The 15504-nt window shown below is 41.8% G+C and carries 19 protein-coding genes; 9 read left to right on the forward strand and 10 right to left on the reverse strand.

What is annotated here, in order from left to right; all coding sequences use genetic code 11:
• Positions 1-42 precede the first annotated feature (42 nt).
• Positions 43-684, forward strand: a complete 642-nt coding sequence (locus tag PHI74_04885) for a protein-L-isoaspartate O-methyltransferase (protein ID MDD5485337.1) — start codon at positions 43-45, stop codon at positions 682-684.
• Here the strand turns inward: PHI74_04885 and PHI74_04890 are convergent.
• From PHI74_04890 to PHI74_04900, 3 genes are all read right to left on the reverse strand, one after another.
• Positions 681-1436, reverse strand: a complete 756-nt coding sequence (locus PHI74_04890) for a hypothetical protein (protein MDD5485338.1) — start codon at positions 1434-1436, stop codon at positions 681-683. The two genes, PHI74_04885 and PHI74_04890, sit on opposite strands and share 4 nt — an antisense overlap.
• 312 nt (positions 1437-1748) lie before the next feature.
• The gene (fen, locus tag PHI74_04895; protein ID MDD5485339.1) at positions 1749-2768 is read right to left on the reverse strand and encodes a flap endonuclease-1; all 1020 of its coding nucleotides are present in this window, start codon (positions 2766-2768) and stop codon (positions 1749-1751) included.
• A gap of 180 nt (positions 2769-2948) precedes the next feature.
• Complete coding sequence (locus PHI74_04900; GenBank protein ID MDD5485340.1) at positions 2949-3266, reverse strand: hypothetical protein; 318 nt, start codon at positions 3264-3266, stop codon at positions 2949-2951.
• 82 nt (positions 3267-3348) lie between these two features.
• Between PHI74_04900 and PHI74_04905 the strand changes: the two genes are divergently transcribed.
• Positions 3349-4212: a presenilin family intramembrane aspartyl protease gene (locus tag PHI74_04905; GenBank protein MDD5485341.1), complete on the forward strand. Its 864-nt coding sequence runs from the start codon at positions 3349-3351 to the stop codon at positions 4210-4212.
• Between the two features lie 131 nt (positions 4213-4343).
• A complete protein-coding gene (locus PHI74_04910) occupies positions 4344-5219 on the forward strand; it encodes a CBS domain-containing protein (protein ID MDD5485342.1) in 876 nt (291 codons plus the stop codon).
• A 123-nt stretch (positions 5220-5342) separates the two neighbouring features.
• Here PHI74_04910 and serB read toward each other — a convergent pair whose 3' ends face one another.
• Positions 5343-6833, reverse strand: coding sequence for a phosphoserine phosphatase SerB (gene serB / locus PHI74_04915; GenBank protein ID MDD5485343.1), 1491 nt, complete (start codon positions 6831-6833; stop codon positions 5343-5345).
• A gap of 291 nt (positions 6834-7124) precedes the next feature.
• Here serB and PHI74_04920 point away from each other — a divergent pair, with 291 nt between their 5' ends.
• Both PHI74_04920 and PHI74_04925 read left to right on the forward strand, forming a co-directional pair.
• Positions 7125-7691: an adenylate kinase gene (locus PHI74_04920; GenBank protein MDD5485344.1), complete on the forward strand. Its 567-nt coding sequence runs from the start codon at positions 7125-7127 to the stop codon at positions 7689-7691.
• Positions 7688-8482 (forward strand): NAD+ synthase, encoded by a 795-nt coding sequence (locus PHI74_04925; GenBank protein ID MDD5485345.1) that lies wholly within the window; start codon positions 7688-7690, stop codon positions 8480-8482. The genes PHI74_04920 and PHI74_04925 overlap by 4 nt, the downstream gene beginning before the upstream one ends.
• Before the next feature lie 73 nt (positions 8483-8555).
• On the opposite strand, the gene PHI74_04930 is transcribed toward PHI74_04925, so the two are convergent.
• Positions 8556-9221, reverse strand: a complete 666-nt coding sequence (locus tag PHI74_04930) for a DUF4145 domain-containing protein (protein ID MDD5485346.1) — start codon at positions 9219-9221, stop codon at positions 8556-8558.
• A gap of 199 nt (positions 9222-9420) precedes the next feature.
• On the opposite strand from PHI74_04930, the gene PHI74_04935 reads away from it, so the two are divergent.
• Together PHI74_04935 and PHI74_04940 are read left to right on the forward strand one after the other, a co-directional pair.
• Positions 9421-10158 carry a YkgJ family cysteine cluster protein gene (locus tag PHI74_04935; protein ID MDD5485347.1) on the forward strand — a complete coding sequence of 246 codons (738 nt, stop codon included), beginning with the start codon at positions 9421-9423 and terminating at the stop codon, positions 10156-10158.
• Between the two features lie 213 nt (positions 10159-10371).
• The gene (locus PHI74_04940; GenBank protein MDD5485348.1) at positions 10372-10812 is read left to right on the forward strand and encodes a hypothetical protein; all 441 of its coding nucleotides are present in this window, start codon (positions 10372-10374) and stop codon (positions 10810-10812) included.
• A gap of 517 nt (positions 10813-11329) precedes the next feature.
• On the opposite strand, the gene PHI74_04945 is transcribed toward PHI74_04940, so the two are convergent.
• Positions 11330-12064, reverse strand: a complete 735-nt coding sequence (locus PHI74_04945; GenBank protein ID MDD5485349.1) for a glucose-6-phosphate isomerase family protein — start codon at positions 12062-12064, stop codon at positions 11330-11332.
• Between the two features lie 146 nt (positions 12065-12210).
• Here PHI74_04945 and PHI74_04950 point away from each other — a divergent pair, with 146 nt between their 5' ends.
• Positions 12211-12810, forward strand: a complete 600-nt coding sequence (locus tag PHI74_04950; protein MDD5485350.1) for a small multi-drug export protein — start codon at positions 12211-12213, stop codon at positions 12808-12810.
• Here the strand turns inward: PHI74_04950 and PHI74_04955 are convergent.
• The 3 genes from PHI74_04955 to PHI74_04965 form a co-directional block, all read right to left on the reverse strand.
• Complete coding sequence (locus tag PHI74_04955) at positions 12805-13800, reverse strand: transcription initiation factor IIB (protein ID MDD5485351.1); 996 nt, start codon at positions 13798-13800, stop codon at positions 12805-12807. The two genes, PHI74_04950 and PHI74_04955, sit on opposite strands and share 6 nt — an antisense overlap.
• Before the next feature lie 92 nt (positions 13801-13892).
• The gene (locus PHI74_04960) at positions 13893-14546 is read right to left on the reverse strand and encodes a histidinol phosphate phosphatase domain-containing protein (GenBank protein ID MDD5485352.1); all 654 of its coding nucleotides are present in this window, start codon (positions 14544-14546) and stop codon (positions 13893-13895) included.
• 4 nt (positions 14547-14550) lie between these two features.
• Positions 14551-14691, reverse strand: coding sequence for a hypothetical protein (locus tag PHI74_04965; GenBank protein ID MDD5485353.1), 141 nt, complete (start codon positions 14689-14691; stop codon positions 14551-14553).
• Between the two features lie 83 nt (positions 14692-14774).
• On the opposite strand from PHI74_04965, the gene PHI74_04970 reads away from it, so the two are divergent.
• On the forward strand, positions 14775-15113 hold the full coding sequence (locus PHI74_04970; GenBank protein MDD5485354.1) for a helix-turn-helix transcriptional regulator: 339 nt from the start codon (positions 14775-14777) through the stop codon (positions 15111-15113).
• A gap of 4 nt (positions 15114-15117) precedes the next feature.
• Here the strand turns inward: PHI74_04970 and PHI74_04975 are convergent, their stop codons facing one another.
• Positions 15118-15405 (reverse strand): signal recognition particle protein Srp19, encoded by a 288-nt coding sequence (locus tag PHI74_04975; GenBank protein MDD5485355.1) that lies wholly within the window; start codon positions 15403-15405, stop codon positions 15118-15120.
• Positions 15406-15504: the final 99 nt, after the last annotated feature.

Genomic DNA, 15504 nt, shown 5'->3' on the forward strand with positions numbered 1-15504 from the left:
ACTAACTATTTGTATTCTCCGCTCTTATTTATTATCATATCAATGTCAACGGGATTCGAGACTGAAAGGACAAGGCTAGTGGAAGGGCTTAGGTTTTATGGGATAAGCGAAAGGGTGTTGGATGCGATGAAAAAAGTCCCACGCCACCTGTTCGTCCCCTCAATCTACAGGGAAAAAGCCTATGCTGACCACCCCCTTCCAATAGGTGAAAACCAGACCATCTCAGCGCCGCACATGGTCGCAATGATGTGCGATCTATTGGATATACAAAGTGGGATGAGCATACTGGAAATAGGTGCTGGTTGTGGTTACCATGCCGCTGTTATGGCTGAGTTGGTTGGAGAAGGACATATTTATACTGTTGATCGACTATCTTCGCTGGTTAATTCTGCGATTGAAAACCTCCAGATTGCAGGCTATTCAAACGTTACTGTTTTTGTAGGAGATGGCACTTTAGGTCTCCCGGACCATGCGCCCTATGACCGAATCAGCGTGGCATGTGCGGCTCCGGACATACCTCCCCCTCTGATAGGCCAGCTAAAATCCGGTGGAAAGATGGTGATCCCCATTGGAAGACATATTCAAAATCTCTACTTGGTTGAGAAAAGAAACGGAATTATCAAAAAGGATAGCGGAGGAGTGGTATTTGTTCCACTCATCGGAAAATATGGGTTTAAGGTCTAGTTCAGTGCTATCGCTTCATCCAGGGTTAGCTCTCCCTTGGCGACCTGCCGGGCCAATCTCCGGGAAATAGTGGACCTGCCATTGGATCGCTCCCGACTCCACTCTTGGACAAGCTGGATTTCCTTTCTGGAAGGTTCAATTTGTTTTTTGTCTATTGGAATGCCCTCCAGGTGGGCTATGTTGATTGCTGCCACTATATCAGAAATCTGATTTCTAACTCCCTTTCCCAAAATGGGGGTGGTAAAACTTTCGTCTACAAGTTCTATGGACACTCCTAACGTAAGAAGCGTATTTATTATCTGCGTGCTCAAAAGGCGAACCCCATGTCCGATCCTTATAACTGCATCTTGGGTTGATTTTTCATTTAAAATTTCACGTACTATCTTTTCGACTCTACCAAATGATACTTGATGCACAGATATGACCATGCCATCCCCGATTACAGCGATGCCGGAATATTTGCCCGGATCGATGCCGATTATGATTTTTTCGTATTTATGTCTCTCCAGTAACAGTTGGGCCCTATCTATGGTCGCAGAGGGTTTTTTGGCAATTACGATCTTATCAACATCAAAATCTATCTCATCGCGCTCATCTTCTGTTGTGATGACCGCTCTGACGCTAAAGGGTATCGGGTCCTTGGGGGAGAGTGTTATAAAGTTCAAGTTACGTGCTTTCAGCTCTGCCACGATGGATCGATGAACCAGAAAATCTTCGGTTATTAATGCAATCTGCCTACGCCTCGTGGTCATCCCCAGATATATAAATGCACGGGCTGTACTTAAAATTTGTTACCAAAATACATACCAGAATGTGTACCAAAAAATTTTTAATATCAGCAAACTATGATGATTATTGGCGGGATGAAGCCTACGATGAAACCAAAATCATCGCTTACGGGCGACGAGGGTCGTTTATAACCTGAGTTGATAATCAGGGAAGGACTCGAATAAATACCTTAGCGGTAAGGTATGACGGGAGATACGTAGGAAAGAGACCCAAAGAATGAAAAACGATTCATCGAAAAGTACTTCGAGGGTCAATTCCCGCCGTTTACTTTACATTTATTTACGGCTCCACTGGTCCAATGTCTTCTGCTTTTGAGCGGACGCTTCAATCAAGCGCTCTAATACTTTTTCAACTCGCTCTTCAGAGAAATCATGTTGATCGCAGAGGAATTTTATGATAAGCGCTTCTTTGGGTTTTTCCCAATCTATTTCGTATGTAGCGGTTATCTCTGGATAGAGAAAAGATTCCCGAATAGTGTCAAAACTCTCAACGCTCTCATTTAACTCTGCAAGCGCTCCTTCGATCGCTCCATGTTTTTGAATCAATCTTAATGCCGTCTTCGGTCCTATGCCTTTGATCCCATCGTTGTAATCTGTGCCTATGAGTATGGCGATATCTATCAACTGCTTGGATGTAATATTCAGCGTATCCAATATTGAGTTTAACTCGAGCATTTCTGGCTTTACATCGATGTATATGTTTTTTCCCGGTAATTTCCTGCGCCCGGTGATCGTCAAATTTCTGACCAGCTTTGGTGCACCAAACAACAACGCATCATAATCCTGAGAACTGACTGCATCTGCATCACCGTTGATTGCCATGAATGCGGCTTGTGCCTCTCCCTCGGATGGGGCTTGGACACATGGAATTCCCATATAACCCAGAATAGTTTTGGCATCTCCGACTATTTGAGAATCCAATTTTGAAGATGCTTGGGCATATTTGAACGCATCCTCCTCGCCGAGAGTCCTTGCCGTGATCCACCGTCTTTCAGCCACGTCTCTTATTTCTGCCCTTTCCCTGATCGTTTGAGCTTTGAATTCTGGTGGTTTTCCATCAAAAACAAAGACGGGTTTGATGCCAGACTCGATCAAGTTTGTGGTTCTATACAGGAGTCCAGAGAGATGCGAGGTAATGTTCCCCTGCGAGTCCATCAGCGGAGTCCCATCTGGTTGGCGGATGATGCTAAGAAATTGGTACAAGGTGTTGTAGGCATCTATGGCTATGGTTTTCCCGAACAACTCCTTTAGTTCGATTTCCTTTTTTTCGATGATATCCCTGAGATCTGCTCCCATATTTCTCTCTCGACCTATTGGTAGACTTACTTAGGCATGCATAATTAATAGGAGATACAGTTGTTAGTAGCTATGGGTTTGATATTAAATTAATCAACTATGCTATGTGCAAGCTAACACTATCTTTGACAGGTAAATTAATTGACACTTCAGATAAAAATAATTGGAAAAAGGGGACAATTACCGGTATGCTCGCCTTGAGAGCTCTTCCATTGTCTCATTGACTCTGTTGACTATCATGTTTAACCGGCGCTCTACCCCCTCCTCAACGCTTTGGACGTTAACTCGTAGTGATCTTTCTTTGGAATTTATCTGGTCTTCTATCGATTTCAGCCTGACGTTCACACTCAGTATCATCGCAGCTAACGCTCCGACCAAGACCATTGCAGATAATATAACTACTGCATCGCCCATGCCATACTGAGCTATCCATCTAAAAGTGAGCACGAATGCAGACGCCACCATCACAATTGAAAATATTAGGTCTCTTGACTCCATCTTTTCCACCCCATTCGGTAAAGTTTAACTTTGACCATGCTATCATATTCTCCAAGGTATTTAATAATAATGGGGTAACAGCTTGAAAAGAATCAAGGACCATTTACTGCTGGGCAGCATGTGTGTTTTCCTTTTAGCCGTGCAGGTCATTGCACTGTTGCTGGTTGATCCGCTGAACGCCCAACATATGCAAGCTTTTGAAGATCCACAATCTGTTTTGAATCCGATATGGTACATGGGCATGATCCTAGCCTTCACGCTTTTTATGCTCTTGATAATAAGACTAGACCTAAAATGGGTTATTCATCTCATCATCTTGGTAGTTGTGGCATTCACATTATATCTTGTATTTTTTGTGATGCTGTCTATGATCGCACCGCCAACCACCTCTTTTATCGGCTCAATTATGCTGACGACAGCGCTCACCCTCCTGCTATATAAATATCCGGAGTGGTACATCATCGACATCACTGGTGTATTGATAGGGGCTGGGGCTGCAGCTCTGTTTGGCATCTCGCTTGCGATCCTACCTACGTTGATCTTGTTGATCGCGCTGGCTGTATATGATGCCATCGCAGTATATCAGACAAAACATATGGTCCTGCTTGCTGAGGGCATATTAGATCTTCGGACTCCAATTTTATTCATCATTCCCAAGAGATGGGATTATTCGTTTTTAGATCAAACCCCGAAAGATGAAAAAAACGCCTATTTCATGGGGTTGGGCGACGTCGTAGTGCCTACGATCTTGGTGGTATCTGCTAAGGCTTTCATTATCTCCACACGGTTCGTTAATCTTCCGGCACTAGGCGCCATTATCGGATCGCTGGTGGGCTTTGCAGCTTTGATAGGTCTCTCATGGGGGGAGAAACCACAAGCTGGCTTGCCTTTCTTAAATACTGGCACCATAATGGGGTTTATGATCGGATATTTTTTGCAAATATAGGATGAAGGCAGGATTCGCCAGAGGTTCATTCCTTGGCCCGAGCATTGACTCTATCCTCAAACCCGATCAATTAAATATATCCATCGATTAAGTATATATGCCTCTATTAATCATTATAATTTGGCATCACCATGGAACTTACGCCAGTTCAAAAACAAATTATTACTGCTTTGATAAACCTATCCAGAAAGAAAAATGAAGTGATTAAAGGCGAGGATATAGCTAAAGTTATCGGTCGCAGTCCTGGTACAGTTCGAAATCAGATGCAATCAATGAAAGCACTTGAATTGGTGGAGGGTATTCCGGGACCGAAGGGTGGATACAAGCCGACTGGAAATGCTTACGAAGCCATTAATCTTGATAAATTGGATAAGGAGGCGATAGTTTGCATCTATCGAAACGGCATCTTGATCGAAGGTGCAACGGTCTCAAATATTGATTTTATTTCCCTAAGACATCCTATTTTATGTCGTGCCGCTGTAAAGGTTCTTGGGGATACACATGATTTCCACATGGGGGATAAACTCCAGGTAGGACCAACGCCAGTGAATAATTTGATCATCAGGGGTGAGGTGTATGGGCGGGATGATACCGATAACGTGGTATTGTGCAATATAAACGAGATGGTCTCACTGCCAAAAAAGCCTATCAAAGAGTACATGTCCAAAGAAATTCTCTATGTTGAGGCCAATGCAACTTTGCAGGAAGCAGCGCTTATATTGACTGAACGAAACATCCATGGCGCTCCGGTGAAGGAGAATGAGAAAGCTATTGGAGTCGTTACGTTCAGGGATATCGGAAGGGCCTTAGCAGAAGGAAAGATAAAGTCTAAAGTCAGGGATGTAATGGCCACGTCCCCCATCTCGATCGATGGTAACCGACCACTCTATGAAGCGATCAAGGTCTTAGATAAGCATAAGGTAGGGCTTCTGATGGTAACTGAGGGGGAAGAGGCGATAGGAATCATTTCAAAAACGGACATTCTTAATGAGTTAGCAGTGTATTAGTGGGCGTAAAGAAAGAGAGCATAACGAAGCCATCGGCGTCTCATTTATCATTGGCGCCGTTTATTACACCACTCTATTGAGATCAGGAATTTCAAAAATTAATTGATTAAGTAAAGTAAGCATCTAAAGCAGCTTCGATCGCTGAAGCAAAAGCAGGTCTTCTGTATTTAATTTTTCACCTTTTTTGAATTGATCATATATCTCTTCGGCTTTTTTCTGGGTATCACGCCTCTTTTTATCCTCTTTATCTTTTTGACTCTTTCTCTTTAAGCTGCCTATTAGCTTATCAAAGTCACGAATCTCCTTTTGTGTCTTTATGAATCCATTATGCATCTCATCGGCATTTTCTTGCGCATTTACGAAATCCTTATGGATGGCATCTGCATCAGTCCTCATTTGGTCAGCCTCTCTGAATGCAGCAATCATTTTTTCGTGCCTATCTTGCGCCAAATTTGCGTACTCAGTGACCTTCTCATGATATTCTGAGGCTTGGTTCCAGAGATTTTGTGCCTCCTCCAAAAGTGCTTTGAGCTCTATATCCTGCTCCAACTGAGCCTTTCTCTTCAGATATTTTTCCTGTAGGGAGGAAATCCGCTCAACCAATTGACGCTCTTTGCTGATGCTCAGTACTTCCGTCTGTTGTTTAAATTCCAACTTATCGATTTCTCGCTTGAGTTCCTCGATAGATGACCCCTTTGCATTACTCTTTTTGCGCAGTTTATCCAATCGAGCATAGACTTTGTTCGCTTTTTCGTTTAGCTCGTCTCGCTTTGCTTTATGCTCACTCACCTTCTCGTTATATTCATCCCTTTCTTTTTTGTAGGCTTGGGCAGCGATCACGAGCTCTCTTGCTTTCTGGTTAAGCTCATCCCTTTTCATCGATAGCTCAGATGCAGTCTGGTTAAGTTTGTTTCGCTTTTCTTTGAGTCTTTCTGATTCGCTTTTCAGTTTTTCCATCTTTTCTTGTAGTTCTTCTAGCATGTCCTGTCTTGGCTTAGTTAGCAAGGGGATTATCATTTCTTGGTCCTTCTGAGTTATCACCACATCTGCAATATCGCGTAATACTGGATTATGGCCAAATGCTATCGAGAGCCCGGCATTCTTAAACATGTGTATGTCATTTGCTCCGTCTCCCACGACCACGCAATCCTTAAACTCTAATCCCTCTGATTTTACGATTTCTGCGAGCACAGATTCTTTGGACTCTTGTTTCATCAAGGGCCCTGTTACCTCCCCGGTTACAATGCCATCTTTTATTACCAGCTCATTAGCAACGACATGATCTATGCCGAGTTTTTCTCCGACCTTTTGCGCAAAAATCGTAAAACTTCCAGATATCATCGCTGTCTTGTATCCCATGGATTTTGCTTCTTTGATTAACCGCTCGGCACCTTTCATGATAGGTATGCTATCTGCTATTTTTATGACGTCTTTTTCAGGTAAATTCTTGAGAAGTTGCACTCTCTCTATAAGGGCTGTTCCAAAATCAACTTCGCCCTGCATAGCCTTTCTGGTGATTTCGGCAACCTTTTCACCCACACCAGCAGCTTTAGCAAGCTCATCGATTATTTCAACATCGACGAGGGTGTTATCCATGTCAAATACTATTAGCAAACCACCACCATCAAAGCAGTAATAGGTATGATGCTTTCTTTTACATATATCACATCCTTTTTAACCTTTTCCGTCTTTTTAACCTTTTCCGTCATAAAATATTTTTTCCATCACAAGATATATTATATTGATTTGAACTCTAATTAATTAAGAAATGATGAAGCCAAAGATCGATCTATTGATTTCAAAGTGATCCTATCCAGTGGGGCTGCTTTGATGTTAATTGGATTGGGACTTTGGATCGGATCAAAATATATTCAAAAGTTTAAAAGTTTATTCCGAGGGATAAGAATGGGAAAACTGGTTGCAATAACAGGAGTGCCCGGCGTAGGAAAATCCACTGTGGTGCAATTTGCGCTCGAAGGCATCAAAGAAAAATACGAGATAATAAACTTCGGAGACTACATGTTTGATGCTGCTAAGGAGGCCGGGCTGGTAGAACATAGGGATGCGATGAGGACGCAAATGCCTCTTGAGCGTTATAAAGTTATACAGGAGTTGGCTGCCGAGAAGATATCCTCCAAGTCAAAGGATATGAACATCATATTGGATACTCATTGCAGTGTTCTCAAGCCCCAAGGCTATTATCCTGGTTTGCCACATCATGTGCTCAAAAAACTGCCTTTGGACCTACTCGTCGTGGTGGAATCCAGTGAGGAAGGCATAACCGCTAGAAGAATAAAGGACGAGTGCATCAGAAAAAGGGAGGAGCCCATCACTGAGCAGCAGCGCCTCAATCGAATGTATGCAGCTGCATGCTCTGTCATCACGGGCGTGCCCTTATTCATCTTTCAAAACGAGCAGGGTAAAGCCAAGGAAGCCGGAGATAAACTCAGAAAGGTGCTGGAAGGTATATGACAACAATGGGTATCGATCTTAAGGAGATAGTGGAGAAGATTACCGAGTTTATCCGAACCAGCGTAGAAAATGCAAATGCCAAAGGTGCAATATTAGGGCTCAGTGGAGGCATAGATTCCAGCGTCACAGCCTTTCTTTCTGCCCAAGCGCTTGGCAATGAAAACGTTTTAGGCATCCTGCTCCCGGAAAAGGGCATAACCAGGGAAGAGGATGTCGAAGACGCTCTGCGAATAGCAAAAAAGCTCGGCATAGAGCATAAGGTCATTGAAATTTCCGAGATAATGGACATCCTTGAATCCGCTCTCCCAAATTACGATCCTAATGAAAGGGTGTGTCATGGCAACCTTAAAGCGCGCATAAGGATGTGCATCCTCTATTATTATGCCAATCTGCTAAATCGCCTCGTGATTGGGACTGGCAACAGGACTGAAATCCTTTTAGGCTATACCACCAAGTACGGTGATGCAGGTGTGGACATACTTCCCCTTGGAGAGCTGTACAAAATGCAGGTCCGAGCACTTGCTATGTATCTAGGGGTTCCCGAGCAAATTATCCGTAAAGCACCGTCAGCAGGCCTTTGGGTCGGTCAGACGGACGAGGAAGAGTTTGGGTGTTCATACGAGTTGGTCGATGCCATTTTGAAAAAATGGATCGATGAAGGGAAGAGCTATGTAGAAATCGAAGAGGAGCTGAATATTTCGAGGGAGGCTATAGAAAAATTCATCCAACGCGTCGAAGAGAACAAGCACAAAAGAGAGACGGCGCCGACGACCAAGATTTGGGTTGATTGAATTGGTAGAAAATTGTAGCGAGCCATAACGGGGCGGAAAGCGCTGGAGATAGGTGGGCGTGAAAACATTTTACTTAATTCCCTTTTTTACCAGCATCCTCTAATTTTTTATCTAATGCCACCCTCTTTTGCTTCATAATTTCTGGTTGAACGAAATAAAAGTCGAATAGACCTTCTAGCACATCTAAATTCCATTCTGCCTCTTGGGGCTCAACAGGAATAATTTCCCCGCTTTGCTTGCTTTTGGTTGGGTGGGCTGAGAAATTGCCGATTAATCGGACTCTATCTAAATCCTCGGTTAGGTACGATGGAAGACTTTTACTATCTATTACTTCTTGTATTTCATCCGCAAGATTTCCGGGTTTAACATTAGCTACTTCTCTTAATAAGTTTTGAAGACAACGGCGACTTAAGGCTGCGCTTGCTTTAGGGCTATCAGATAATACTATGCATGCTTCCACGTAGTCCTCTGCTATTTTTTCGGGGACTTGAGGAGGAACTGGAGGACGATTTGACCCTTTAGGATAAACTAAAAAACTCTTATGTATTTCATTGAATCTTAAAAAACGATCCGAAGAATCTAATCTTGCGCTACCTATCACCAAATAAAATATTCCCTTCTTACAATCAGGGTTTGGACACAAATAGTGTTTAATACCCCAATGACCTTCACTATCTTTTCCAAGATATGTCCAATGTTCATCTGCATGAATTTCTACTAAACAATGAGGGCATTTCATTTTATTCTCTCCTTTGTAATGCCACTTTGCTTCTCCACTGTTTTATATAATAAGATATTCGTGCTTAAAATGCTTTTTCATACCCTATAGTTTCAGCCTTATCTTTAAAAAAGATTATAATCTATTGAAGTACAAATATAATCAGAATGTATAATCTGGATGAAGTAAAAACATTTAAGTGTCTCCGTTGCGGTGAGTGTTGTCAGAATTTTCTTTCGATGCATCTATGGATAAAAAAATTGGAAAATCTGCTGAACGGAATCCGTTTATTATGAATTCGTTTATTATTAACCTAAGTGATATATATCTTCCTTTTTTTGATTGGGAAATTGATGATTTTTTACAGGAGTTAAAAAAAATAAATTCAACGAGAAAAATAGTTCCTGTTCAGGTTTCCTTCGATTTGAAGAGCGAAAGAACAATTGTACACAAGTACACATTAGATGGACAAGATTGTCCTTTTCTTTCCAATAATAAATGCAATATTTATGAAAAAAGACCAATAGCATGCAAGCAATTTCCTTGCATGTACGATTTAAGTGGGCTTATATCGGGTCAAGAGATAAAACTTTACGAAAATACAGGATGCAAATTTGAAAGAGAGAATGAATTGAAACCTGATCTTAATAATCGTGATGAGGGGAAGCTATCAAGAAGTGACATTGTTATTTTTTTAAAAAAAAGATATGGGGATTCTTTATTCTATAATTTAGAGGGTGCTGCATATAGCAGACGTTCAAACATATTTCTGATCAATTTAGAGAAGGAGGGCAAGATTAAACTAGCCAGAAAAGGGTATGACTTAAAATATTTACTAAAAAGAATAAATAATTCAGACGCTATCGGCTTCTCAAAGTTATATGAGGAAATTACAGGAAATCCACGAAAATCAATTTATGATATGGATTCTATAAAATCCCATTTTAGCAAATACTGATCTCATCAAACCTAATAATCAAACCTAACCCCTATTTTGAGAGGTTTTTGGTGGGGTGAGGAGGGTAAGGATAACGGGAGAAAGCGCTGGAGATAGGAGCGGCTTGAAAAATCGTGTTGTAACGACCTATGGGACTAAAGTCCCTCAACAAACATATTTTCAATAGAACACCATCACTTAAATAAAGTTAAAGTCTATATTTTATGCAATAAAATGATCATTGAATTCTTATCGCCTTTCATAATAACAATTGGAGTAGCTTTTTTGGCTGGTGTAGTTGATTCCATAACCAAATACGGTCCAGTACTAAGTGATGTATTTTTACCTTTTAAAGGATGGAAAAAGACTCTATCTCACTGGAGTTTGTTCTTGCATCACGTTTATTTGGGTTGTTTCGCATTCGACTTAGCAGCATTAATTTCGCTAAGTGATATAAATGGCTCATTTTTATTTCAAATTAGCTTTTTTAATATGAGTCCTACTTGGACTACTTTTTGGATAGTGAGTGGAGTTATTTTTCACATTATGGCATATATCCATACAGTAGTGATAGGCACGTTATTTGAACAAAAGAAAGCACCTAAGCCAATAAAATTATTACATCTGGTATATCTTCCAGTTTCTATCTTTATATTGCTAATGATCAGACTATAAGATATTAGCCAGTCTATTCTAGACATACATTAACTAAATTTCTTAAATACAATCAAACTTTAGAATTTATTTTATATCTTAGCATAGCAAGAAATGCCTTATATCGCCTCCTGCGAGGTCTTTTTTCTGTGATGAATACAAAAATATTTAAAGCATCTATTCAAACAAAGATTAGTTATGAACACCATAATATGTGATTTATTGATTATGTTAGGAACTCTTTTCTTAGGTGCACCTACTTTATTAGGTTCTTGCTATCCAAGATTGGTATGTCTATTAGCGAATAAATTTACTTTTCTATTCAAGGCATGCGATCCCTTTTCAAAAGTTAAAAGATGGTTTACTTTTGGGGGTTTATTTTTAATTGCTATTGGTTTTTTCTGTCGTTTTCTGTGAAATGGATGATCTGTCATTTTTTGCTTACAAAAAAGATTATTGAATCCGAACTTTGTATCAGACTCACCAATCATTCCTTTATAACTTTTGTAAACAAAACCCTATACAAAAGAAAAATCTTTCACTCATCCCCCAGAACTCTCTCAAACAACCACCCATAATCCTGCGGCTTGGTCAGAAACTCCAGCAGCGCCGGATCCTCCCTTATCAATCCGTACATTTCCCTGTTTTTCCTCAGCCCGACCTCTGAGAAGTTTGTAGGCTCCAGAAACCGTAGCTCTGGCACATTTCCGTAATTTTCATTTTTTACGAATCCGATAACCAACTCAAAGTAGGCAGCCCCGCCCTTTTCTTTTATTGGCTCATAGATGGATGAAAAATCGCGGGCAACCCAGTTGCACATTCGAAGCTCTTTGTTGGAGGGATTTATGGTCACATGGCCATAATCGGGCGGTATGATCACCTTATCCCCTCTTTCAGCCTTTATCAGCACGACGTCCCTGACATCATCATTTTGGCACTTTTGCAACAGATAATGCGCCTCACCATTAAGCACTTCATAGACCTCTACATAGGACAGTTTTGCATCTGGCAAAGGGGGATGATAATGTCCGATTGTTTTCACATACTCCACGCCTAAAACACGTGGTGGGATTATAGTGATATCATATCTCAGGTGATTTTTTTTTATGATCTCCCCATCCCTTCTGCTCAGGGACAGGTCTCTATACATATAATACAGGTCAAGATTTCCAGCGCTCTTCAACCATCTTTTATCGTAGATGACTTCTTTCATGTCATCTACTCGCCTTACGCTTGGCTCTGCTATCCTGCCTCCAAACTCTAAGCTTACCATGTTATATAAACTGAAATGGCACTGTAGAAAAATCTTTCCTCTTAAGTATCTGATGGGGATAAAACATTGCTTAACTCACAGATAATTAATATTATGTATGGTGTTGTAAGATGATATAAACAAATCAAGACCTGTGGACTTGGTACATGGACCTGATAAAACTATCTAAACGGAAAGAGTATTTTGTCGAGAAGTCAGAGTATGCTTGGTTAACTCTCGCTAAGTTCTTCGCTCCATTCGGCATAGCAGGCATTGTTGCCCTGTTGATCATCTGGACTGATTCTTTTGAATTTGGTGGTGTAGTTCTAAGCTATTTCTTTCCGCCTACATCCCTGTTGGGTAGGCTATGGGCGATACCCTTCGGTTTGAGATTGGGCCTAAGCCTATGGGAAGCCATGATTGCAGTCGTATTCGTAGATTTAATTACTAGCCTTTTTATGGTGTTGAACTTTGATATAGCCCTAAAAATTCCCTTTCTGGGCAAGCTGATCTCGAAAGCAGAGAGACAAGGGCGAGAGTATTTGAAAAAATATCCTTTTATCAGTAGATTAGCCTTTTTAGGTATCGCACTTTTCATAGCGCTTCCCTTCAATGGAACCAATGCCGTGATAGGGTCTATTATCGGCAGGATCATTGGTATGAAGCCATGGTATGCGTGGTCAGCAGTAGCGATGGGCTCGGTTTTAGGATGTTTACTTGTCGCAATTCCTGTTTATGGCGCATACCTTGCCATCCCCGGCTCATAGGATGATCTCAATGCCAAGCTCCTCTGCTAACTCCTTGTATCTGTTTCTTATCGTGACTTCAGTAACGCCTGCCACATCTGCTACTTCTCTTTGCGTCCTTCTTTCTCCGCTAAGAAGGGATGCGATGTAGATAGCTGCTGCTGCAACACCTGTCGGCCCTCTTCCTGAGGTCAGCTCTTTCTCTCCTGCCTGTCTTAGGATCTCGACTGCCTTGGATTGTACCTCCCCCTTCAGATTTAGACCTGATGCGAATCTTGGAACATAATCTATGGGGGAGGTCGGCATGAGAGTAAGTCCAAGCTCCCTTGATATGAATCTGTAAGTGCGCCCGATCTCCTTTCTTCCAACTCGTGAGAACTCTGATATTTCGTCCAATGTTCTGGGCACGTTGCATTGTCTACAGGCTGCATATAATGAGGCTGCTGAAACTCCCTCAATGCTGCGACCTCTGATCAGATTTTGGTCTACTGCCCTCCTGTAAACAACTGCAGCAGCCTCTCGAACATCTCTGGAAAGTCCCAAGGCTGATGCGAGCCTATCCAATTCTGATAACGCAAAAGCTAAGTTACGCTCTGTTGCGTTGCTCACTCTTATTCTGCGTTGCCACTTTCTCAGTCTATACAACTGGGCTCTACTCCTCGATGATAACGACTTACCGTATGAATCTCTGTTTCTCCAGTCGATCATCGTGCTCAGCCCTTTGTCATGTATGGTGTAGGTCATCGGTGCTCCTACTCTGGAACGCTTCATTCGTTGATCGTAATCGAAGGCTCGCCATTCAGGTCCCATATCTATGAAGTCCTCTTCGATGACGAGACCACATTCTTCACAGATTAGCTCGGCTCTCTCATAATCATGCACAAGTTGAGTGCTTCCGCATTCCGGGCATTCCGTCTTGGTTTCCTCGTATTCGCCCAGACCCTTGCGTCCTTTTTTTATTTCATTCGACCTTTTGGTCTCTTCCATTTGTTCATCTTGTAAAGCGTACATAGCTTCATCTCTCAGTGAATACCTACCAAAAATCTTTTCGGAATCATTATATATGAGGTATGATCTTTATATATAAAGATTTCGTAATAGATTTAACCTATAATCCTTTCTAATAATTTTCTGGAGTTGGCGCTGACCACTCTATCGGCATCTTCTTTATCTAGGCCTGCACCTCTGGCGACATCTATTGCCCTCTCCTTTGTTACAAGGTCTTCTGGACCATGCGCATCTGTGGAAACTATTAATGTTGCAGACGTTTCCTTAGCAATCTTTGCAACATGGCCATTGGTTAGGGCATGTACATTACGAGAAGTTATCTCCAGATAGACGCCATTATTACTGGCTGTTTCCGCATCCTCGATTGAGATGAATCCAGGGTGAGCTAAAATATCCACGCCTTCTAGGCGTACAGTGGCACTGTTGGTTCCCAGAATGACAGGCTCCGCAATCGTTTCTCCGTGAACTACTATCACTTCTGAGCCAAGTTGTTTCGCCTTGTTGACCAGCTTTTCTATCTTATTTGGAGGTATATGTGTCAGCTCAACTCCCACTAGCACATGAACATTCAGCTCTTTTTCGAGATATTTCGCTTGCTTCAAATTTTTTAATACGAACTCTATGTTCGTGAAATCCACATGGTCAGTCAGTCCGATGGCGGTATATCCGCGAACTGTTGCTCTCCGAACTAACTCGCTGGGTATCAGCTCTCCGTCACTAAAAAGGGTATGTGTATGCAAATCTATCATGATATCACATAAGCCAAATGGGATGGGCAGGCGATGGGATTCCTGGCGCAATGCCAATCAGATTTCCCAATTTGTCACACTTTGATAGTGTAGCAGGTGATGTGGACTTACATGCTACCCATCCCAATCCATACTTGAACTTCATATGATTTTAATCTTTTGCATCTCTCCTGCACCGCACCGAAAGTTTGTATTATTAAAAGGGATATGTATTCGTGTCGTGATGTGATGACCCAAGCAAAAATCATTTGCCATCGTTTTCTGAGCTTGGAGAGCCTGTATGGAAAAGGCCTCAGAAATATCAGAAAAACTCTTGGATTAACCCAAAAGGAGCTTGCAGCCCTTACAGGGATCTGTTGCTCAAGCATCTCCAACATAGAAAACGATAGACAAGATCCTACTGTGAAGACCATGATACGGGTGAGAGATGCACTGCTAGGTTACATTGATAGCAATGCTGTTCCCTGCGTAGCATCCGATGACATGGTGGTTATGACCATCGGATTGCTGCGTAGTGAAAGTGTTGCATCAAGGGGAGCGAGGAATAAAAAGTTATCTGAGTTTTAATTTATTAGTTCACTCTCCATTTTTTAATGTTATCCGCTATCTTCCTCGCGATTGAGGATTTTGACCCTTTATCGTCGACGAGCACTCTTCCTCTGAATTCCCACCAAGATCTTGGATATGCTTTATCCGGCTCCATTTCTGGATTGAGACCTAACATTTCGGCAGACCTTTTAATTTCATCTAGTTCCGGCGATTGGACGGAGTCTTTTTTTGAAATAATTCTACCTTGGCCTTTGGACTTGGTCCCATCGATGTTAGCGGGCCAGATGATCCGTTTTCCCTTATTTTTCATACATAACTATGGCGTTTATCCACCATAATAAGCGTTTGGTCAAGATAAAGATCGTTTTGATGGCTATTCGATGCAAGCCATTTTAAAGTACCATGACAT

Source organism: Methanocellales archaeon, assembly GCA_028715985.1.
In the GTDB taxonomy this organism is placed as follows: Archaea; Halobacteriota; UBA148; order UBA148; family UBA148; genus UBA148.

What these genes read in the sequence shown, in the direction of transcription:
- PHI74_04940 (MDD5485348.1), top strand. Translation starts at nt 10,372, where the DNA reads ATGATCATTGAATTCTTATCGCCTTTCATAATAACAATTGGAGTAGCT.
- PHI74_04975 (MDD5485355.1), bottom strand. Translation starts at nt 15,405, where the DNA reads ATGAAAAATAAGGGAAAACGGATCATCTGGCCCGCTAACATCGATGGG.
- PHI74_04955 (MDD5485351.1), bottom strand. Translation starts at nt 13,800, where the DNA reads ATGTACGCTTTACAAGATGAACAAATGGAAGAGACCAAAAGGTCGAAT.
- PHI74_04900 (MDD5485340.1), bottom strand. Translation starts at nt 3,266, where the DNA reads ATGGAGTCAAGAGACCTAATATTTTCAATTGTGATGGTGGCGTCTGCA.
- PHI74_04960 (MDD5485352.1), bottom strand. Translation starts at nt 14,546, where the DNA reads ATGATAGATTTGCATACACATACCCTTTTTAGTGACGGAGAGCTGATA.
- PHI74_04890 (MDD5485338.1), bottom strand. Translation starts at nt 1,436, where the DNA reads ATGACCACGAGGCGTAGGCAGATTGCATTAATAACCGAAGATTTTCTG.
- PHI74_04885 (MDD5485337.1), top strand. Translation starts at nt 43, where the DNA reads ATGTCAACGGGATTCGAGACTGAAAGGACAAGGCTAGTGGAAGGGCTT.
- PHI74_04970 (MDD5485354.1), top strand. Translation starts at nt 14,775, where the DNA reads ATGACCCAAGCAAAAATCATTTGCCATCGTTTTCTGAGCTTGGAGAGC.
- PHI74_04965 (MDD5485353.1), bottom strand. Translation starts at nt 14,691, where the DNA reads ATGAAGTTCAAGTATGGATTGGGATGGGTAGCATGTAAGTCCACATCA.
- PHI74_04925 (MDD5485345.1), top strand. Translation starts at nt 7,688, where the DNA reads ATGACAACAATGGGTATCGATCTTAAGGAGATAGTGGAGAAGATTACC.
- PHI74_04920 (MDD5485344.1), top strand. Translation starts at nt 7,125, where the DNA reads ATGGGAAAACTGGTTGCAATAACAGGAGTGCCCGGCGTAGGAAAATCC.
- PHI74_04945 (MDD5485349.1), bottom strand. Translation starts at nt 12,064, where the DNA reads ATGGTAAGCTTAGAGTTTGGAGGCAGGATAGCAGAGCCAAGCGTAAGG.
- PHI74_04930 (MDD5485346.1), bottom strand. Translation starts at nt 9,221, where the DNA reads ATGAAATGCCCTCATTGTTTAGTAGAAATTCATGCAGATGAACATTGG.
- PHI74_04950 (MDD5485350.1), top strand. Translation starts at nt 12,211, where the DNA reads ATGGACCTGATAAAACTATCTAAACGGAAAGAGTATTTTGTCGAGAAG.
- PHI74_04910 (MDD5485342.1), top strand. Translation starts at nt 4,344, where the DNA reads ATGGAACTTACGCCAGTTCAAAAACAAATTATTACTGCTTTGATAAAC.
- fen (MDD5485339.1), bottom strand. Translation starts at nt 2,768, where the DNA reads ATGGGAGCAGATCTCAGGGATATCATCGAAAAAAAGGAAATCGAACTA.